We start from the raw sequence: 21383 nt of genomic DNA, 5'->3' as shown, positions 1-21383 counted from the left end.
AGTTGCATGACACAACTTACAGTTAAAGCCCTAAGTGAAGAAATTGGTACGCCGGTTGAGCGCTTAATTGAACAACTCGAAGACGCAGGTCTGAAAAAGAACTCTAGCGACAATGTGACTGACGAAGAAAAGCAGACATTGTTGACGCACCTTAAGAAAGAACATGGTGATACGTCTGGTGAGTCTGAACCAACTCGTCTAACTTTACAACGTAAGAAGCGTAGCACACTGAGTGTTGCAGCTGGCGGCGGCAAGAGCAAGGATGTGACAGTAGAAGTACGTAAGAAGCGTACCTACGTGAAGCGTAGCTCTGTTGATGAGCAAGCTCGTCTTGAAGCTGAGGAAAAAGCGCGCCTAGAAGCAGAAGCTGCAGCTAAAAGCGAAGCTGAAGAGAAAGCGAAACGCGATGCTGAAGAAAAAGCACAGCGTGAAGCAGAAGCAAAAGCAAAACGTGACGCTGAAGAAAAAGCGAAACAAGAAGCGGCTGCTAAGGCAAAAGCTAATTCAGCAGAAGCTCCACAAATTGACTCTGAAGAGCGTAAAGTGAAAGATCAAGCAGCAAAAGACGCGGCTGACCTAAAACGTCGCCAAGAAGAAGAAGCTAAGCGTAAAGCAGAACAGGAAGCTGAAAAACTTCTTGAAGACGCACGTAAACTTGCAGAAGAAAATGCAGAGCGCTGGGCAAAAGAAGAACAAAGCAAGAAGACCGAGACTACGGACTACCACGTAACTACGTCTACTTACGCTCGTGAAGCTGAAGATGCAGCTGACCGTCGTGCAGATGGCGGTGGCCAGCGTAAGAAGAAAAAGAAAAAGCCAGCTGATGCTAACGCGAACTCAAATGCTCGTGGCAACCAACGTAACCAACGCGGTCAACGTGGTCGTAAAGGCAAGCTAGCTAAACCTACTTCAATGCAGCAAGGTTTTGATAAGACAGCAACAGTAGCGAAAGCTGACGTTGCGATCGGCGAAACTATCGTTGTGTCTGAACTGGCTAATAAGATGTCAGTGAAAGCGACTGAAGTAATCAAGGTTATGATGAAGATGGGCGCTATGGCGACTATCAACCAAGTAATCGACCAAGAAACTGCAGCACTAGTTGCTGAAGAAATGGGTCACAAAGTGGTTCTTCGTAAAGAGAACGAACTTGAAGAAGCAGTAATGTCAGACCGTGACAGCTCACTTGAGTCTGTTTCACGTGCACCTGTTGTTACTATCATGGGTCACGTTGACCACGGTAAAACTTCTACACTTGATTACATTCGTAAAGCACATGTTGCTGATGCGGAAGCGGGTGGTATTACCCAGCACATCGGTGCTTATCACGTAGAAACTGATAACGGTATGATTACCTTCTTGGATACTCCTGGACACGCAGCGTTTACTGCAATGCGTGCTCGTGGTGCTCAAGCGACAGATATCGTAGTTCTAGTTGTTGCTGCAGATGATGGCGTAATGCCACAGACTGTGGAAGCGATTCAGCACGCACAAGCAGCTGGCGTTCCATTGATCGTAGCAGTGAACAAGATCGATAAAGAGGGTGCAAACCCAGACAACGTTAAGAACGAACTAGCACAATACGACGTTATCCCTGAAGAGTGGGGCGGTGAGAACATGTTTGTTCACATCTCTGCGAAACAAGGTACTAACATCGAAGGTCTACTAGAAACTATCCTTCTACAATCTGAAGTTCTTGAACTTACAGCTGTAGCAGAAGGCATGGCATCTGGTGTAGTTGTAGAATCTCGCCTTGATAAAGGTCGTGGTCCTGTTGCAACGGTTCTTGTTCAGTCTGGTACGCTTAATAAGGGCGATATCCTACTTTGTGGTCAAGAATACGGTCGTGTTCGTGCAATGCGCGATGAGAACGGTGCTGAAATCACAGAAGCCGGTCCTTCTATCCCTGTAGAAATCATCGGTCTATCTGGTGTTCCTGCGTCAGGTGACGAAGCTACTGTTGTTCGTGATGAGCGTAAAGCTCGTGAAGTAGCGAACTACCGCCAAGGTAAATTCCGTGATGTGAAACTAGCACGTCAACAGAAAGCGAAGCTAGAGAACATGTTCTCTAACATGGAAGCTGGTGAAGTTGCTGAGCTTAACGTTGTACTTAAAGCTGATGTACAGGGTTCTGTGGAAGCTATCGCAGATTCTTTACGTAAACTTTCTACTGAAGAAGTGAAAGTGAACATCGTAGGTTCTGGTGTTGGTGGTATCACTGAAACTGATGCAGTACTTGCTGCAGCATCTAACGCTATCATTCTTGGCTTCAACGTTCGTGCTGATGCATCTGCTCGCCGTGCTATTGAAAACGAGAACCTAGACCTTCGTTACTACTCAATCATTTACCAATTGATTGACGAAGTTAAACAAGCGATGGGCGGTATGCTTGCTCCAGAATTCAGACAAGAAATCATTGGTCTTGCTGAAGTTCGTGACGTATTTAAGTCACCTAAACTAGGCGCAATCGCTGGTTGTATGGTTACTGAAGGCGTGATTAAGCGTAGCAACCCAATCCGCGTACTTCGTGAAAACGTTGTAATCTACGAAGGTGAGCTAGAATCTCTACGCCGCTTCAAAGATGACGTTCAAGAAGTTAAGAATGGCTACGAGTGTGGTATCGGCGTTAAGAACTACAATGATGTTCGCGTTGGTGACCAGATCGAAGTATTCGAAATCGTTGAAATCCAGCGTACGCTAGACTAATCAACATGTTGACTAAAATCATCTTCGAACCTAGTTTTGAAGATGATGGTTGTTGAATACACCATGGGGGGCTTATGCCCCTCATTATTTTTTCTAAAGTGAGAAAAGCAATGTCAAAAGAATTTAGCCGCACACAACGTGTGTCGCAACAGTTGCAAAAAGAGCTCGCTGTATTGCTACAGCGTGAAGTGCGTGACTCTCGTATTGGAATGGTCACCATTTCAGATGTAGAAGTGTCTCGTGACCTAGCGGTTGCTAAAGTATTTGTTACCTTCTTCTGCGTGGGTGACCAAACGCCAGAGTCTTGCCTTGCTGCTCTTCAAGAGCATGAAGTTGAGATTCGCATGATGCTAGGTAAACGTATCCGCCTTCGTTTAACACCTGAAGTTCGCTTTGTTTATGACAACACTCTGGTTGAGGGCATGCGCATGTCAAACCTAGTAAGTGAAGTTGTATCTAAAGATGCTAAGAAGAAAGCTGAATCAGGTCGTGAGGACGAAGAGTAATGGCAAGACGTCGTAAAGGCCGTCCAGTCAACGGCGTCGTTCTGTTGGATAAACCAACAGGGATCTCTTCAAATGATGCACTGCAAAAAGTAAAACGCATTTATTTTGCAGAAAAAGCAGGCCACACAGGAGCTCTTGATCCTCTAGCTACTGGCATGCTACCTATCTGTTTAGGTGAAGCGACTAAGTTTTCTCAGTTCTTATTGGACTCAGATAAACGCTATCGCACTATTGCAAAATTAGGTGAACGTACTAATACCTCTGATTCAGATGGTGAAGTGGTAGAAACTCGCCCTGTTGCGGTTACTAAAGAGCAACTGCTTGAAGCAATTGCATCATTTCGTGGTACAACAGATCAAGTTCCTTCGATGTTCTCTGCCTTAAAATACCAAGGCAAACCTTTGTACGAATATGCTCGCGCAGGTATTGAAGTGCCGCGTGAATCTCGTCGAATTACCGTCTATGAGATTGAGCTTATTCGTTTTGAAGGCGACGAGGTTGAACTAGAGGTTCATTGCTCTAAAGGCACTTATATTCGTACTATCGTTGATGATCTTGGCGAGATGTTAGGCTGTGGCGCTCATGTTAACTACCTACGTCGTACTGGTGTTGCTAAATACCCTTACGAAAAGATGGTGACATTAGAGCAACTACAAGCATTACTTGAAAAAGCCAATGCTGAAGAGATTGCACCAAAAGAACTATTGGATGAACTATTACTGCCAATGGATACTGCTGTAGAGGATTTGCCTGAAGTAAATCTGATTCCAGAGTTAACCAATATGGTTCAGCATGGACAACCGGTTCAAGTTTTTGGTGCTCCTACAGAAGGCGTGGTTCGCATGACTTCGGGTGAAGAGAAAACCTTCATTGGTGTTGCTGAAATCGACGATGATGGACGCATTGCACCTAAACGTTTAGTTGTGTTTCGCGAAGAAGCTGATAGCTGATAGCCTCTGTCTTGCTAGTGTATATGTCATGCCCGAATGTTTTTATCGGGCATCTGTTTCTGAGCAATACTGCTGACTAGGTCCCCGATAGAAGCACTCGGGGACGACGGTTTGTTCGGCATACGTTTGTTAATATCCACTCAGAGCTTAGAATCAACAATTGAAACTAATCTAGCTTGTGTAATAACAAGCTGATAGCTTGTCTCTTGCTAGTGTATTTGTCATGCCCGAGTGCTTTTATCGGGCATCTGTTTTTGAGCAATACTACTGTCAAGGTCCCCGATAGAAGCGCTCGGGGACGACGGTTTGTTCGGCATACGTTTGTTAATATCCACGCAGAACTTAGAATCAACAGTTGAACTAATCTCATTTGTGTAAAAACTAGCTGATAGCTGATAGCTGATAGCTGATAGCTGATAGCTGATAGCTGATAGCTGATAGCTGATAGCTGAAATTATATCCTTGCTTTAGAAGAATCTTATCCGTATAATTCGCGCTTCGCGTAGCGGCTGAATCAGAGATTGGCGCTACAACTTTTAAACTTACTCTTATCAGGAGAGATTCATGTCTCTGAATGCAGAAACTAAAGCAGCAATCGTTGCAGAATACGCACAATCTGAAGGCGATACAGGTTCACCAGAAGTTCAAGTAGCACTACTTACTGCTTCTATCAACCACCTTCAAGGTCACTTTGCTAACCACAAACACGACCACCATAGCCGTCGCGGCCTACTACGTATGGTATCAAGCCGTCGTAAGCTTCTAGACTACCTTAAAGGTAAGAATCTTGGTCGTTACCAAGAGCTAATCAAACGTCTAGGCCTACGTCGCTAATTAAGCGACTGCGCTCAGCAGTTTGAAAGAAAAAGGAGCCTATGGCTCCTTTTTTTGTATCTGTGTCCCGTCCTAAATACCGTGTTTACAGGTATAGTTCAGCTTTTTCCGCTCTAGATTACAAAATCTAACCCAAGTAGTTTATACTACGCCTCGTTATTTGTATTTTCACAAATAGCTACCGACCCAACACATTACAGTCACAGATGTCGGCCACTAGGTCGCGACTATTACAAGTAGATTCAAGAACCTTTCTTTAGTCTATTTTTACTAGTCGCGATTGGTAGTGTTTTGGGTTTTCACTAAATTTTTCTATAGCTGAAACGCTATGGAACAAGGAAACAAGAATGTTCGAAAAACCAGTTGTTAAGACTTTCCAGTACGGTAACCACACGGTTACTCTAGAGACTGGCGTAATTGCACGTCAAGCTACCGCAGCAGTAATGGCGACTATGGACGATACATCTGTATTCGTATCTGTTGTTGCTAAGAAAGAAGCAGTAGAAGGCCAAGATTTCTTCCCTCTTACAGTAAACTACCAAGAGCGCACATACGCTGCGGGTAAAATCCCTGGTGGTTTCTTCAAGCGTGAAGGTCGTCCTTCAGAAGGCGAAACACTAACGGCTCGTCTAATCGACCGTCCAATTCGTCCTCTATTCCCAGAAGGCTTCAAGAACGAAGTTCAGGTTATCGCGACAGTAATGTCTGTTAACCCTGACGTACAACCAGATATGGTTACTATGCTTGCAACTTCTGCTGCATTGTCTATTTCTGGTGTTCCTTTCAACGGTCCTATCGGTGCAGCACGTGTTGCTCACATTGATGGCGAGCTAGTGCTTAACCCGTCAATGACTGAACTAGAAAGCTCTAAGCTAGACCTAGTTGTGTCTGGTACTGAAGGCGCTGTTCTTATGGTTGAATCTCAAGCAGACAACCTAACAGAAGAAGAAATGCTAGCGGCTGTTGTTTACGGTCACGACCAACAACAAGTTGCGATCCAAGCAATCAATGAGTTTGCTGCAGAAGTAGCGACTCCTTCTTGGAACTGGGAAGCACCAGCTGAAAACACTGAGCTTGTAAGCAAGATTGCTGAACTAGCAGAAACACAAGTAGTTGAAGCTTACCAAATCACTGAAAAGATGGCGCGTTATGATCGTATCCATCAGATTGGCGACGAAGTAAAAGCGACTCTACTTGCTGAAAACGCTGAGCTTAACCCAAAAGAAATCCACACTATTTTCCATGATTTAGAGAAGACAGTAGTACGTCGTGGCATCATCGCGGGTAACCCTCGTATCGATGGTCGTGAAAAAGACATGGTTCGTGCTCTAGATGTACGTACTGGCGTTCTTCCACGTACTCACGGTTCTGCGCTATTCACTCGTGGCGAAACTCAGGCTATCGTTACTGCAACTCTTGGTACTCAACGTGATGCACAAATCATCGACGAGCTAACAGGCGAGCGTAAAGATAACTTCCTACTGCACTACAACTTCCCTCCGTACTGTGTAGGTGAAACTGGTTTTGTTGGTTCTCCGAAGCGTCGCGAAATCGGCCACGGTAAACTGGCTAAGCGTGGTATTGCAGCTGTAATGCCTTCTGTTGAAGAATTCCCATACACAGTTCGTGTTGTATCGGAAATCACTGAATCTAACGGTTCTTCTTCAATGGCTTCTGTATGTGGTACTTCTCTTGCTCTTATGGATGCAGGTGTACCAATTAAAGCGTCTGTTGCAGGTATTGCAATGGGTCTAGTTAAAGAAGGCGAAGAGTTCGTTGTTCTTTCTGACATCCTAGGTGATGAAGATCACCTTGGTGACATGGACTTTAAAGTAGCCGGTACTAACGACGGTATCACTGCACTGCAGATGGATATCAAAATCGAAGGTATCACTAAAGAGATCATGCAAATTGCTCTTAACCAAGCGCAAGGTGCACGTAAGCACATCCTATCTGTAATGGATGATGCTATCGCTGGTCACCGTGAAGAGATTTCTCAGTTCGCTCCACGCATTCACCAAATGAAGATCAACCCTGAGAAGATCCGTGACGTTATAGGTAAAGGCGGCGCAGTAATTCGTTCACTTTGTGAAGAAACTGGCACAACTATCGAAATTGAAGACGACGGTACAGTGAAGATCGCTGCAACTTCTGGCGAGCAAGCACAAGATGCAATCGACCGCATCAAGGCGCTAACGGCTGAAGTAGAAGTAGGTACTATCTACACTGGTAAAGTTGCTCGTCTAGCTGACTTCGGTGCGTTCGTTACTATCCTTCCTGGTAAAGATGGTCTAGTACACATCTCTCAAATCGCTGACAAGCGCGTAGAGAAAGTATCTGACTACCTAACTGAAGGCCAAGAAGTGAAAGTTAAGGTTCTTGAGATCGACCGTCAAGGTCGTGTACGTCTAAGCATGAAGGAAGCTGTTGAAGCTCCTGCAGCAGATGACGCAGCACCAGCCGCTGAATAATATTGATTTTTAAGAAAAAATCGATGTATGTGTAAATAAAGAGGAGCTTTTTAGCTCCTCTTTTTCTATGCTAAAGGAATATGATTCGAATTCGAAGATCCACATGGAGGTAGTATTTCGTGAAATGGTTTAGTGTGCTGATAGCTGGTGCGGTAATGATGATGTCCGGCTGTTCAAGCATTGGCGGTCAAAGTCAAAAGTGGGCGCCACCACCAATGGCCGTTCCCTTGCAGCCTTCAATTCAACAAGAAGTGCAGATTGCTCGTACAACGCAATTACTATTGCGTAATGATATTAATGATCAAGAAAGGGCTGAACTGCATTTTCAGCGTGGTGTCTACTACGATAGCCTAGGACTACGTGAGTTAGCTCGTTACGACTTTAACCAAAGCTTATCTATAAATCCGGCCCAACCGGATATCTTCAATCTACTTGGTGTTTATTTTACTCAGGTAGGGCAATACGACGCAGCCTACGAAGCGTTTGACTCTACTCTGGAGTTAGACTCGAATAATCAGTATGCAGAGCGTAACAGGGCAATTGCGCTTTACTACGGTGATAGAACTGATTTGGCTCTAGAGGAAATCACTCGCCACTACAATGATGATCCAAGTGACCCGTTTCGCGCACTGTGGCTTTATATCATTGAATATGAAACTAACCAGCAACAAGCGCTGGAGAAACTGAGTAAAAGCTATGCTAATCGAGACCAAGAGTGGGGATGGGTTCTCGTAGGTTTGATGCTTGATGAAGTGCCAGAAGATGATGCATTTATGGAAGTTGCTGCCGGAGCAAAAGACAATCTCACCTTAGCTCAACGCTTAACTGAGGCGTACTTCTATCTTGCGAAACGACATCAGCTTAAAGGCGAATACGCAGAAGCAGTTAGTTTGTATAAGCTCTCTTTAAGTCTGAACGTTTATGAGTATGTTGAACACAGATATGCGTTTTTAGAGCTGGGGCGGATATTTTCTGATATTCGTGCAGAGCGAAAACAACAACTAGAGCAAATATCGCAAGAAAATGAGTAGTTGATGTAATCTTATTGAACTTACTTCTGTCTCTACACTCTTATAAATACCGTTCTCATTGAGGCGGTATTTTTTATTTTTATTCCCATCACCATAGCCATCGTTTCATTCATCGGCGTTATCACGCGCATCTCTTTCATAATTTTCAAAAATATGAAATTTATGAAAGAAACAGACTGAAAATTCATTTCTTTCCCTGATATTTTTGTGACCATTTCTTGCTATCTCATGAAATGAAACCGCTTTCTCTAGATTGTGTTCTTTTTGTTTTTTCTAGTAAGTCATTGTATTTAAAGGGTAGGTGATGTTGTTTCAGTTGATGAATATTTCATGGAATATCCATCAGTGTTTCATTGTGAGGCACCGCTGAACTTTCATCCCTTTCATTGGATAACATTTGTTTCGTGGACATAAAACCTATAACAAAAAAATTAGGAAATAACATGAAACTTTTTAAACTCTTACCTCTATCCCTAGCCGTGGCTGGTACCCTAGCTTCTGCTGGTGCAATCGCTGATAATCACGACATCGATGCGATGGAAGCTCGTCTTGCTGAGCTTGAAGCTCGTGTTGGCGGTGAATTTAACGACACACAACAACCAGCGGTATTAAATGCTCAGTCTGAAGTTCCTTTGGGTATCGTTTTTTCTGGTTATGCTCGTTACGGTGCTGGCTACCAAGGTAGCGACTCACTGTACGTTGGTACCCATGACTCTCTAAACGCAAATGCAACAGGTCGTCTAGGTAATGAACAAAATGGTGGTGAGATCCAATTTGCTAAAGCATTTGAAAGTGATGCTGGCGCAATCTGGGATATCGTATTCATGGTCGACCATTGGTCTGATGCTTCTTGGGCAACTAACGGTGGTGTTCAGGTTAAGAAATTGTACGCTGGTGCATCAAACGTATTTGAATCTCAACCAGACCTATACATTTGGGCTGGTCGTGACTTCCATCAACGTCCGCAAACCGATCTAGATGATTACTTCTGGATGATGCACGATGGTCAAGGTGCCGGTTTCTACAACATGGACTTTGGCGGAATGAAGTTTGACTTCTCTGTTGTAGGTCAAGTTGATGGCGAAATGGTTGGTGACAACGGCCGTTATGCCGCAACTTCTAAGTTCCATGGTTTCAATACTGGTGATGTTGATTTAGCCTTCTACGCTAACTACGGTTTCCACTCTGAAAAAATTGACAATGACCCAACTATTGATGCTGCCGATAGTGCTTATCAAGTAGCTGCAGAAGTGAAGTTCTCAGGCCAAAAATTCATTGTACGTTACTCTGATAACGCAAAAGACAGTGTATTTGACCTAGCAGAAGATCAAGAAGCATTGTTATTCAGCCTTGGTGGTGGTTTTGGTTTAACAGACAACGCTGGTATCCAGTATCAAGCAGCGTACCAATCACTAACTGGTGATGCAGTAGAAGATCGTGCAAACTACAACGTCATTGTTCGTCCAACGTACCAATGGAATGATGTTCACTCTACATGGTTAGAAGGTGGTTACAGCGTTGTTGATTATGATGATATCGATGCGACCAACCAATCTTGGAAAGTAACATTGTCTCAAAACATTGCAATCGGTCCAGAAACTTGGTCTCGTCCAATGCTTCGCTTCTATGCGACAGTGGGTAACTCTGATAATGAGTACACTGGTGGTCAATCTGATGACCCAAGTACTTGGACAACTCGCGACGAAGATACACTAACTGTTGGTGCTATGTTCGAAGCTTGGTGGTAAACACTAGCCTATTGTTAATTTGATGTAAGTTCTTCAATTGGTCCCTTTTCCCTTGGAGGGACCATTTTTCGACAAAATAACTCCCGTCGGTTGGGCGCAATTAGTGCCCATTTTTCTCGTTTTAATGCCTTTACTCTGAGGTGTTACCTCTGTTTCATACTTGAAAGCGTTATGTCGCTCAAACTTCTAGAGATCTTTTTGTTCAAGATCCTCACCCTGTGATCCTCTTCCTTAAATTTATGCCACTTCATTGATATTGTCTCAACCCGAGAAAGCGCTTTCTTTTTGGTTGGAGGTAAATGTGGCAACAATTAAGGATGTATCTGAACTGGCCGGAGTGTCTCAAGCAACGGTATCTCGAGTGGTAAACGGTACAACTCGAGTTAGTCATACCAAAAAATTAAAGGTAGAAAAGGCGATTCGAGAGCTAGGATATAAACTTAGCGCTTTTGGTCGTACTCCGAGTAATACTCGTACAGGCAGTATTGGGATAATTGTTCCTGAACTAGGTGGACCTTTTTATTCTGAGATCCTTAATAATATTGAAAGCACCCTTAGCCGTTACGGTTATCACACCATAGTGACCTCAGGACAGTCTTCAGAACACTGCCAAAAAGAGTCCATCGAGTTTTTACTCGGGCGAAGAGTGGATGGCATCATACTGCTTACCCCAAATCTTACCGATGACTATTTGATCAATCTAGAAGATCAAGGTGTCCCTTTAGTTGTTTTAAATCGCACAATTCCAGAATTACCTCGTAGCTGTATCAATATTGACAATGAACTTGGCGGCCGTATTGCCGTTCAACACTTAATTAAACAAGGTCACACCTCAATAGCATGCATTTCAGGACCGTTATCAGAAGCAGATGCTAGAGCCAGATTATTAGGTTATCGCAAAGCCCTTGAAGAAGCGGATATTGCCTACGATGAAATGCTAGTGTGTGAAGGCGAATATACCGAGACTTCAGGCAAAACCGTAATGGCAAAACTGCTTCGCAGAGAACGCGGTTTTACTGCGGTGTTTGCTTGCAATGATCATATGGCATTTGGTGCGTATGAGACGCTTCGCGAAGAAGGGATTTCTGTACCGGACGATATTTCGTTGATTGGTTTTGATAACGTTAATTTTGCTCGTTACTTAACGCCAGCTCTGACAACCGTTAGTTTTCCGATTAAAGAAATGTGTATGGAGGCGGTAGAGTTGATGTTCCAAAAACTGAATAAAACCCAAACTCAAGTACGCTATCGTTTATTACCTTCATTGGTGATCCGTGACTCTGTTGTAGAAAAGTCGCTGATTCATTCATAGAGATCAGGTGAGCTTTACTATGGATATATCTAAGGTAAAAAAGAAAGTCACAGTACATCAGGTAGCCAAAGAGGCGGGCGTTTCTGCAAGCACAGTTTCTCGATTTTTGAATCAAACCACTTTTGTTGCAGAAGATAAACGTAAACAGATTTTAGAGGCCATTCGTAAAACAGGTTACCAATCACAAGCAGAAAACAGTAAGTCGTCTGCTTTGGGTAGTCGAACCATTGGCGTGCTAGTGCAAAACCCCGAAAGTCCCCATAACACTCGAATCCTTGAAGACATGGAAAAGGTGCTCTTTTCCTATGGTTACTCCACCTTGATTGCTGCTGGGCACTGGAAGATAAAAAACCAGTTACATGGGTTGGAGTACTTAAAGAAAAGTGGGGTAGATGGAGTTATTGCGGTGATGGGAAATCTAAAAGATGAGCATATTCAGGAATATGCGAAGACGATCCCTGTCATTGCCGTAGGCTATCGAATATCCGGACACAATGTACACTCACTTTGTATCGATAATACCATTGGTGGGTATATGGCTACCTTGCATTTGCTGCAAAAGGGGCACAAGAGAATAGCGCACATTAAGGGAGTGCAGGAACAACCCGATGGTGTGACGCGTTGTGAAGGATATAAACGAGCTTTAATAGAAGCAGGTTTGAATATTGATCCACAACTGATTAAGCAAGGGGATTTTGGTTCTGAGCTGGGGTATAAAAAAACGATAGAGCTTATTGAATCGCGCACCTCATTTACCGCTATTTTTGCCGCTAACGATCAAACAGCCTACGGTGCTATTAAAGCTATTCATGACAAAGGCCTACGAGTGCCGGAAGACATTGCAGTGATTGGGTTTGATGATCTCGCCACTTCTCGTTATTTCACTCCATCGTTGACTACTATGCGCCAGCCCATTGAAGAAATAGGTGCAATCTGTGCTGAGTCTATGGTGCGATTCTTAGAGGCGGGGAAGCAACTGAAGCCGCGACTTCCCCCGATAGAATTGCTCGTCAGGCAATCAACCTAACGAGTTTCAGCTTAATGACTATTGCGTAATTCAAGACCAGCAATTTGATGCCAATAGCCATTGCATTGGCGATCTTCAATTACAATTGGGCTATTGCCCTTTTCATTTGCTTTAAAGGTATCAAGATGACCTAAGGTCTCTACGCCTAGTGGACTCAGACGGATAACATCCACCAAGCCTTGCATTGATGGGATATCATTGCCTAGGTTGTAGCAGTAACCCGATTGAGTCTGAATACCGTTTAAATTAAATACCGTTTGCCCCTCTTGGCTATCTACCTTTAGGCCTGTTGGATATTTAATGCAGCAAGTTTCGCATTCATCCTTTGCTTTGTCTTCTGCACGAGCAGTAAAGCAACGTGCAGAGTAAGCCAGAGGAAGGTAGCCATGGCTGAACACTTCAACCTCAAACTTATTTCGAATGCCAATTTCATCGCACTGATTTAAGGTGTTCGCTAGCCAATCTCGGGAGAGCTCTACAGGCATACACCAGCGGGTCATCCCTTGTTTAAGAAATAGATTAAGGGTGTGTGCATTGTAGGTGTTGATGGCTGGTCCAACGACAAAGGGCACGCCTTTTTCATGGGCAAGCTGTATCCCAGACACATCATTGGCTTCAATAGCGAAATCACCGTTATCGATGTATTTCTTCATGATGTTTACTTCGCTTGGTGCTTCTAGCAACGCCATAGTCGATAGCACGACTTGCTTACCTGAGCCGGCAAGCTCTTTAGCGATATCAAACCAATGTTTTGGTTTTATTTCTCTGCGTTTTGAGCAAACCGACTCACCCAAATAAATAATGTCAGCGTTAGATTGCTGCGCTTGCTGATAAAAGCTTTCTACATCTTGTTTTGGCCAAAAATAGAGTAGAGGGCCTAATGAGTATTTCATGTTAATTTCTCCTACTACTGCCATTTACGATGATAAGCACCAAGGGTCGTTTGGGTGCCTTCAGATACATTGGCTAATGCTCTATCCCATTCAGGTTGCACCTGATAGTTTTCTGGGTTTCGCTGATACGCATCAATGGCGGATCGCCAAGTACGGGTTACTTGTTCAACATAAGCAGGGCTACGCTGGCGGCCTTCTATTTTTACAGATGCAACGTTGGCTGCAAATAGTTCAGGGAGTAACGATAAAGTATTGAGGCTTGTTGGCTCTTCTAGGGCATGGTAAAGCTTGTTTTTACCTTCAACTGCGGCATTGAAACGACCTTTGCACAGAGTTGGGTAGCCGGCATTCTCACCTTTTCCATAGCGGTCAATCAGGATCTCATTCAATCGCGATTCTAGACCTGTATCGGTTTCTTGCCAACGAACATACTTAGCCGGAGAGCATGCGCCAACAGTATTTGGAGACTCACCGGTCAAATAAGAAGAGAGATAACAGCGACCCTCGGACATGATGCATAAACTGCCGAAGGCAAAAACTTCGAGTTCTACATCAGAGGTGAGGTTTCTAGAAAGTTGTTTTACTTGGTGGATGGATAGTACTCGTGGCAGAACGACGCGTTTAATGTTGAAATTACTGTGATAGTAATCAACGGCCGCGACGTTAGTTGCTGAAGCTTGAACCGACAGATGAAGCTCAAGTTCAGGGTAGCGTCTTGCTGCATATTCTAATACTGCAATATCCGCAACAATGAGTGCATCTATGCCGTTTTGTGCTGCCATATCGACAGCGTTGGTCCATCGCTCAAACCCAGATGGTTGGGCAAAGGTATTGAGTGCAACATGAATTTTCTTGTTGGCGTTGTGCACATACTGCACCGCTTTTTCGAATTTTTTACCATTGAAGTTTAAACCAGCGAAGTGACGGGCATTGGTATCGTCTTTAAAGCCGACATAAACCGCATCAGCTCCGCAATCAATGGCCGTTTTCAGTGCAGGTAGGTTACCCGCTGGGCAGAGTAGTTCCATAATTCTGATAATTTACTGAGCAAATAGTGAAGTAGTGTATCTAGTGGTAATGAACCGGTAATTGATATGGGGCAGTTTTGTTATTCGTCTGTACGAATTTCAATCACCTCACATTGTAGTTTGACCAAACTCAGTTCATTTATTTGTGCAATTCAGTATGATGAGCACCAAACTATGGATGAGAGTAGTAATCGTGCTTGAGAGAGTTAGACAGCAATTAGTCGCAAATGCAGCGACCATTTTCCGCATTCCAGCCAAATTAATGCCTGCAAAGATTCAAAGCATGACCTTATTAGAGGGACTCAAGCTTGTTTTTAAAGAAGCGTTAGAGGATGGTGATTTTGAGTTTCTTGAGGGGAAGTGGCTCAAAGTGTCAGTTAGCGATTTGGATCTTAGCTGGTTCATCAGTTGTGATGACGGACAGTTATTGGTGAGTGTTGAGCCTGTTGAACATCATGTTAGCTTTAGTGGCTCATTGAATGATCTGGTTCTCATAGCAGGAAGAAAAGAAGATCCGGACACCTTGTTTTTCCAACGCCGTTTGAGCATTGAAGGTGATACTGAACTAGGGTTAGAAGTTAAGAACTTAATGGACAGTGTTGATTTAGATGCACTGCCAAAAACAGTGAAAGTTGGCCTGGAGCAATTAGCGACATTTGTTTCTAAAGGCGTTCAGAATTCAACTGAATTATCATCAAACTCGGTGAGAGAGACTGGAAATGCTTATTAGAACGGAAGCACCTGCAGATAATCTTGGAATTCTCGCTCTTCTGGAACACGCGTTTCCGACAGACGCTGAATCTAAGCTAGTAAATAGCCTAAGAGAAAATGGCAAGATCACCCTAAGTATCGTGGCAAGTGATGATGAAGGGAAAGTGATTGGCTGTGCTCAATTTTCACCAGTAACGCTTTCTGGGAATGATTATGGCTGGCAGGGTTTAGCACCTGTGGCTGTGCATGAAGATTATCGCAATCAAGGCATTGCTGAAAAAATGATCAAAGAAGGTCTGGATTCGCTGTTGGAGTTTGGTTATTCAGCGTGTGTCGTTTTAGGCGAACCTGATTATTACTCTCGCTTTGGCTTCTCGTGCGCTGAAAAGAATCGCTTTCGTTGTCAATGGGATTTACCGGTAGGCGTTTTTCAGGTGTTAGATCTTACTGGCGAAAGCTTTGAGGGCCTTTCTGGTCTTATTGAATACTGTGAAGAATTTGATCAATTCTGAGGCTCCATTGAAATCGAATATATCCTCTGCATTTCTGGCCGAAATGGACATACAAGAGTGGCAACTTGCTCACCCTGAGAAACTACAAGGCTACCAACAACCAGAGATCTCGCTCGACGGCTCGGTGAAGCTACTGTTTGTGTCACCTCAGGTGCCTTCCAGGCACTATGCTGAATTTCTGCAGAAAGTATTGAAAGCAATGCAATTAGATCTTGATGATTGTCGCCATCTTTACCCAAATCAAATACAGCAGTTAGGTGCACATTCTTTACAGTGGTTGTGGTTCAGTGATTGTGTTTCACTGCCACTCGATGGCGTGAAGCTCATTGCCTCTCCCGCACTCTCTGAGATTGACGGAAACAATCAAAACCGTCGCCAACTATGGAATCAAATTCAAGCTAATGCTTAACCTTATCCCTTTAGCCCAACCGCACCTTGAAAAGGTGTGGCAGATAGAATCTAAGGCGCACTCTCATCCTTGGAAACGCTCCATGATTGATGATTTGGCGAGTCGTGGTGCTATGCACTTTGCTTTTGTCCAAGATGATCAAGTTGTGGGGTATTTTTATGCTCAAAATATTGTAGGTGAAGTGACTTTGCTTAATATCGCTATCGATCCGCATTGCCAAGGCCAAGGGCTTGGTCGTAAGTTGGTAGAAGGCTTTATTGAAATGTGCGAGCAAAAGGGGATTGAAAGTATTTGGCTTGAGGTTCGTGAATCAAACCAAAGAGCACAATCGCTATACCTTAATGCTGGCTTTAATGAAGTCGATAGGCGTAATAACTACTACCCAACTGCTGGTGGTCGTGAAGATGCGATTATCATGAGCTATCTCTGCCTTTAATCTCTCTAAGAATCGCTACCGCTTAAGCTAGTAGCGATTTTTTCGATCTTTTTTTTACTCTGCATTGACTCACGATAGCTCTACCTATTTTTCCCGCCTCATACTTATACCAACCGCAACAAATAACTGTTCAGCCTCGCTAGTTATTAAGTGGTTTTACTGCGCTATTTACTTATAGTGATTGATGTTAAATAAGACTGCTTCTCATTCATTGATGGTATTTTTTGATCTAGATCATTTCGATATTAAGTTGTAATTAAAATACTTCTTTAAGCATTGAAGAAGGTCTAATATTTCGCGCTCATAACATGTATTTTAAATATCATTTAAAGGAAGGCGAAATGTTCTGTATTCAATGTGAGCAAACAATGCAAACCCCAGTTGCCAATGGCTGCCAATACGCCATGGGTATGTGTGGTAAAACAGCAGAGATTTCTGATCTACAAGATGTATTGATTTACATCCTTCAAGGTGTGAGTGCGTACGCAAATGCTGCTCGCAGTTTAGGCGTTGTAGATTCAGAAGCTGATGCATATGTACCACAAGCATTTTTCGCAACCCTAACCAACGTAAACTTTGATGATGCACGTCTGATTGAATACACAGAACAAGCTCTTGCTTACAAAGCTAAATTAAAAGCGGCATACGAGGCGGCTTGTTTGGTACAAAATGTGGAGCCCCAGGTTCTTGAAGGTGCAGCCCAGTTCACTATCGAAGCTGAAAAAGTGACATTGCTAAGCAAAGCAACGGATGCCGCACTTAATCATGATGTGGGTGAAGTGGGTGAAGATATCATGGGCCTAAGACTACTTGCGCTTTACGGCCTGAAAGGTGTCGCGGCTTACATGGAGCATGCACGTATCCTTGGTCAGCAAAATGATGAAGTTTACGCTGAGTATCACCGCATTATGGCTCGCCTGGGTGAGAACCCAAGCGAAATGAATGAGTTGCTAGAGCTTGCTATGGCGTGTGGTCACTTGAACTACAGCGTTATGCAGATGCTAGATGCTGGTGAAACAGAAGCTTTTGGTCACCCAGTACCAACAAAAGTAAACATGAAGCCAATCGCAGGCAAGGCGATCTTGGTCTCGGGTCACGACCTTATTGACCTGAAGTACATCCTTGAACAAACACAAGACAAAGGCATCAACGTGTACACGCATGGTGAGATGCTTCCTGCACACGCGTACCCAGAATTGGGTGGTAAATATTCACACCTAGTCGGTAACTACGGCAGTGCTTGGCAAAACCAACAAAAAGAATTTGCTAACTTCCCTGGCGCTATCGTAATGACATCTAACTGTCTGATTAATCCAGAAACTAACGGCTATGCTGATCGTATGTTCACTCGTAACATCGTAGGCTGGCCTGGTGTTGAGCATCACACTGGACATGATTTCTCTGCAGTTATTGACAAGGCATTGGAGTGTGAAGGCTTCAAATTTGACGAAATTCCGTTATACACAACCACGGGCTTTGCTCGCAATGCTCTAATGGAAGCGGCTCCTGCAGTTATTGAACAAGTGAAAGCGGGTAATATCCGTCACTTTTTCCTAGTCGGTGGCTGTGATGGTGACAAAAAAGAGCGTAACTACTTTACTGAGTTCACGAAAGCGACACCTCAAGATACGCTGATCCTGACGCTTGCTTGCGGTAAATTTAAGTTTAACGACCTCGAGTTTGGTGATGTGAATGGCATTCCTCGTTTATTGGATGTGGGTCAATGTAACGATGCTTACTCTGCAATTCAATTGGCTCTTGCTTTAGCGGAGGCCTTCGAGTGCGGTGTCAACGAACTACCTTTATCTCTGATTTTGTCTTGGTTTGAGCAAAAAGCCATCGCTATTCTGCTTACCTTGCTAGCTCTAGGTATCAAGGACATTCGTGTTGGGCCTACTGCGCCAGCATTCTTAACTACGAACCTGCTTAATCACCTTAATGAGCAAACGGGTCTTCGTTTGACCACTACGGTTGAACAAGATCTGGCTGATATCTTAGGTTAATCCTAGTAGCCACCACTAAGAGGAGCTTAGCTCCTCTTTTTTTAACTGCTGACAATGAGTTTTAAAGATGCAATTGACCTGTACTGACATTCGACAAGATACTGCTGATGTAACGACTTACTGGTTTGAAACCAGTGGTGATATTGATTTTATTCCTGGGCAATTTTTGCCTCTCGAAGTGGATATTGATGGAAAAACCCATCAACGCTGTTATTCATTGGCATCTATGCCGGGAGAAAAGCAATGCAGCTTTACGATTAAGCGCGTAGCCGGTGGTGTGGTATCGAACTATCTAGCGGAACGTTTTTTAGTGGGAGATAGCCTACACAGTGCAAGCGCTACAGGTGATTTTAATATTCAGTTAGTAGATGAACAGCCATTGTTGATGCTTAGTGCTGGTTGTGGGATTACGCCTGTTTATTCAATGCTACAAGCTCGATTAGCACAAGATCCTAATGCGGATATTGTCTTTATCCACAGTGCCAGTACGCCGAGTGATCGCATATATGTGAAAGAGCTAGAGACACTTGCGATGCAGTACTCAAATTTGAATCTGATTTGGGCTGTGAGCCGCGAAGATGAGTTAGATCTGTATCATGGACGTTTAACTCAAGAGCTTCTGCAATCACAAGTCAGCGATGTTGCCTCTCGTACCGTATTGATGTGTGGGCCTGACGCTTACATGCAATCGGCTAAAACTTGGTTTGAGGCTCTAGGTGTTGATGAAGGGCAAGTTCATCATGAGCAGTTTCATGCGGCTATCGAAAAAGTAGCCACAGGTTCAGATGCACAATCTCATACGTTAAGTGTTAATGGCACAGACGTGACTATCTCTGATGATGAAACGGTACTTGAGGCGCTAGAGAAAGAAGGACTGCCTATCTTCGCTGCTTGCCGTGCAGGTGTGTGTGGAAGCTGTCGTTGTAAAGGTGACAAAGACAAAGTGGTAAGTTCTACCACTGGTGCTTTAAGTGAGGAAGACGTAGAGCAAGGGTATTTTCTTGCCTGTGCTAGCCAAGTTAACGACGATATGTTTGTTGAAATTGGCTGATTAACTTGTTGTTATTGGTATTATTCTATAGATAGATTGTGAAATGGCGCAGAATCAGCGAAAATAGCGCCAATTTTCGCCAGTGTACCAACTAAAGAATTCGAACATGACAAATAGTCCATTTCAGCAAGAAGTGAGCAAGCGCCGTACGTTTGCGATTATCTCTCACCCGGATGCGGGTAAGACAACCATTACCGAAAAAGTTTTGCTATTCGGAAACGCGATCCAAAAAGCAGGTACGGTAAAAGGTCGTGGCTCGAACCAACACGCAAAATCTGACTGGATGGAGATGGAGAAGGAGCGTGGCATCTCGGTGACGACCTCTGTGATGCAGTTTCCTTACAACGACTGTCTAGTAAATCTTCTAGATACTCCAGGACACGAAGACTTCTCGGAAGATACCTACCGTACTCTAACCGCAGTAGACTCTTGTTTAATGGTTATCGATGCAGCGAAAGGTGTCGAGGATCGTACGCGTAAACTAATGGAAGTTACGCGTCTGCGTGACACGCCAATCGTTACCTTCATGAACAAATTGGACCGTGACGTACGTGATCCAATGGAAGTTTTGGATGAAGTTGAAAGCGAACTCAAGATGGCATGTGCGCCTATCACTTGGCCTATTGGTTGCGGTAAAGAGTTTAAGGGTATTTATCATATTCATCGTGATGAGACGATTCTGTATGAATCTGGCCATGGTCATGAGATCCAAGAAGTCCGTATCATTAAAGGACTTGATAACCCTGAGCTAGATGTAGCAGTAGGCGATGATCTAGCTGAAAGTGTGCGTGAAGAGCTAGAGCTTGTTATTGGTGCTTGTCCAGAGTTTGATCTTGAGTTGTTTCTTGCGGGTGAATTAACGCCTGTTTACTTTGGTACTGCATTGGGTAACTTCGGTGTTGATCATATGCTTGACGGCCTAACCAAGTGGGCACCGGGTCCGCAAGCTCGTGAAGCAAACGAGCGTAAAGTCGTTGCAGATGAAGAAAAATTCTCTGGTTTCGTATTTAAGATTCAAGCAAACATGGATCCTAAACACCGTGACCGCATTGCCTTCATGCGTATTGTATCGGGTACTTACTCACAAGGCATGAAGATGAATCATGTGCGTACGGGTAAAACGGTCAGTATCTCAGATGCTGTAACCTTTATGGCGGGTGACCGCGCTCGCGCAGAAAAAGCGTATGCAGGCGATATCATTGGTTTACATAACCACGGCACCATTCAAATTGGCGATACCTTCACTCAAGGTGAAGCGCTAAAATTTGCTGGTATCCCTAACTTCGCACCAGAGCTATTCCGTCGTATTCGCCTAAAAGATCCATTGAAGCAGAAGCAGCTTCTAAAAGGTCTGGTACAGCTTTCTGAAGAGGGTGCAGTACAGGTGTTCCGTCCACTACAAAACAACGATTTGATTGTTGGCGCGGTGGGTGTGCTTCAGTTTGATGTGGTAGTAGCTCGTCTGAAAGCGGAATACAACGTTGAAGCTATCTACGAAGGCGTTAACGTGGCAACAGCTCGCTGGGTTGAATGTGACGATGTTAAGAAGCTAGAAGAGTTTAAGCGCAAGAACCAAACTAACCTTGCATTGGATGGTGGAGATAACCTCTCTTACGTTGCTCCAACAATGGTGAATCTAAACTTAGCCAAAGAGCGTTTCCCTGACGTTCAGTTCCGCGCTACTCGCGAGCACTAATTTCCTGAAAGCCAGTTGCATGCAACTGGCTTTTTTTTACTTCGAAATCGAGAACATGAGAT

The 21383-nt window shown here is 43.9% G+C and carries 18 protein-coding genes; 16 read left to right on the top strand and 2 right to left on the bottom strand.

The window, feature by feature from the left end; translation table 11 throughout:
- Nucleotides 1–6: 6 nt before the first annotated feature.
- From infB to OCU48_RS10560, 9 genes are all read left to right on the top strand, one after another.
- Nucleotides 7–2703 (top strand): translation initiation factor IF-2, encoded by a 2697-nt coding sequence (gene infB, locus OCU48_RS10600; protein WP_141345396.1) that lies wholly within the window; start codon nucleotides 7–9, stop codon nucleotides 2701–2703.
- 110 nt (nucleotides 2704–2813) lie between these two features.
- Complete coding sequence (rbfA, locus tag OCU48_RS10595; protein WP_141345397.1) at nucleotides 2814–3209, top strand: 30S ribosome-binding factor RbfA; 396 nt, start codon at nucleotides 2814–2816, stop codon at nucleotides 3207–3209.
- The gene (gene truB / locus OCU48_RS10590; RefSeq protein ID WP_141345398.1) at nucleotides 3209–4159 is read left to right on the top strand and encodes a tRNA pseudouridine(55) synthase TruB; all 951 of its coding nucleotides are present in this window, start codon (nucleotides 3209–3211) and stop codon (nucleotides 4157–4159) included. The genes rbfA and truB overlap by 1 nt, the downstream gene beginning before the upstream one ends.
- Nucleotides 4160–4723: 564 nt before the next feature.
- Complete coding sequence (gene rpsO, locus OCU48_RS10585; RefSeq protein WP_141345399.1) at nucleotides 4724–4993, top strand: 30S ribosomal protein S15; 270 nt, start codon at nucleotides 4724–4726, stop codon at nucleotides 4991–4993.
- Nucleotides 4994–5340: 347 nt separating this feature from the next.
- Nucleotides 5341–7464, top strand: a complete 2124-nt coding sequence (gene pnp / locus OCU48_RS10580; protein WP_141345400.1) for a polyribonucleotide nucleotidyltransferase — start codon at nucleotides 5341–5343, stop codon at nucleotides 7462–7464.
- A gap of 119 nt (nucleotides 7465–7583) precedes the next feature.
- Nucleotides 7584–8495, top strand: coding sequence for a lipoprotein NlpI (gene nlpI / locus OCU48_RS10575; RefSeq protein WP_141345401.1), 912 nt, complete (start codon nucleotides 7584–7586; stop codon nucleotides 8493–8495).
- Between the two features lie 443 nt (nucleotides 8496–8938).
- Entirely contained in the window at nucleotides 8939–10243 is a 1305-nt protein-coding gene (locus OCU48_RS10570; protein WP_141345402.1) for a carbohydrate porin, read from the top strand.
- 301 nt (nucleotides 10244–10544) lie between these two features.
- Entirely contained in the window at nucleotides 10545–11555 is a 1011-nt protein-coding gene (locus OCU48_RS10565; RefSeq protein ID WP_141345403.1) for a LacI family DNA-binding transcriptional regulator, read from the top strand.
- A gap of 19 nt (nucleotides 11556–11574) precedes the next feature.
- A complete protein-coding gene (locus tag OCU48_RS10560; RefSeq protein ID WP_141345404.1) occupies nucleotides 11575–12582 on the top strand; it encodes a LacI family DNA-binding transcriptional regulator in 1008 nt (335 codons plus the stop codon).
- Nucleotides 12583–12593: 11 nt separating this feature from the next.
- Here the strand turns inward: OCU48_RS10560 and OCU48_RS10555 are convergent, their stop codons facing one another.
- Nucleotides 12594–13475: a U32 family peptidase gene (locus tag OCU48_RS10555; protein WP_141345405.1), complete on the bottom strand. Its 882-nt coding sequence runs from the start codon at nucleotides 13473–13475 to the stop codon at nucleotides 12594–12596.
- 14 nt (nucleotides 13476–13489) lie between these two features.
- Entirely contained in the window at nucleotides 13490–14503 is a 1014-nt protein-coding gene (gene ubiU, locus OCU48_RS10550; protein ID WP_141345406.1) for a ubiquinone anaerobic biosynthesis protein UbiU, read from the bottom strand.
- A 193-nt stretch (nucleotides 14504–14696) separates the two neighbouring features.
- Here ubiU and ubiT point away from each other — a divergent pair, with 193 nt between their 5' ends.
- From ubiT to prfC, 7 genes are all read left to right on the top strand, one after another.
- On the top strand, nucleotides 14697–15233 hold the full coding sequence (gene ubiT / locus OCU48_RS10545; RefSeq protein ID WP_141345528.1) for a ubiquinone anaerobic biosynthesis accessory factor UbiT: 537 nt from the start codon (nucleotides 14697–14699) through the stop codon (nucleotides 15231–15233).
- Nucleotides 15223–15726, top strand: a complete 504-nt coding sequence (locus OCU48_RS10540; protein ID WP_141345407.1) for a GNAT family N-acetyltransferase — start codon at nucleotides 15223–15225, stop codon at nucleotides 15724–15726. Before ubiT ends, OCU48_RS10540 begins: the two co-directional genes overlap by 11 nt.
- Nucleotides 15727–15733: 7 nt before the next feature.
- The gene (locus OCU48_RS10535; protein ID WP_244312294.1) at nucleotides 15734–16135 is read left to right on the top strand and encodes a DNA polymerase III subunit psi; all 402 of its coding nucleotides are present in this window, start codon (nucleotides 15734–15736) and stop codon (nucleotides 16133–16135) included.
- Complete coding sequence (gene rimI, locus OCU48_RS10530) at nucleotides 16128–16571, top strand: ribosomal protein S18-alanine N-acetyltransferase (RefSeq protein ID WP_141345409.1); 444 nt, start codon at nucleotides 16128–16130, stop codon at nucleotides 16569–16571. The genes OCU48_RS10535 and rimI overlap by 8 nt, the downstream gene beginning before the upstream one ends.
- Nucleotides 16572–16912: 341 nt before the next feature.
- Nucleotides 16913–18574, top strand: coding sequence for a hydroxylamine reductase (gene hcp, locus OCU48_RS10525; protein ID WP_141345410.1), 1662 nt, complete (start codon nucleotides 16913–16915; stop codon nucleotides 18572–18574).
- A 67-nt stretch (nucleotides 18575–18641) separates the two neighbouring features.
- Complete coding sequence (locus OCU48_RS10520) at nucleotides 18642–19625, top strand: FAD-binding oxidoreductase (RefSeq protein WP_141345411.1); 984 nt, start codon at nucleotides 18642–18644, stop codon at nucleotides 19623–19625.
- A 106-nt stretch (nucleotides 19626–19731) separates the two neighbouring features.
- The gene (gene prfC, locus OCU48_RS10515; protein ID WP_141345412.1) at nucleotides 19732–21321 is read left to right on the top strand and encodes a peptide chain release factor 3; all 1590 of its coding nucleotides are present in this window, start codon (nucleotides 19732–19734) and stop codon (nucleotides 21319–21321) included.
- Nucleotides 21322–21383: the final 62 nt, after the last annotated feature.

The organism is Vibrio inusitatus (assembly GCA_024346935.1).
Lineage (GTDB): Bacteria > Pseudomonadota > Gammaproteobacteria > Enterobacterales > Vibrionaceae > Vibrio > Vibrio inusitatus.
The sequence above is the reverse complement of the archived record's forward strand: the minus strand, read 5'-3'. Positions and strand labels throughout refer to the sequence as shown.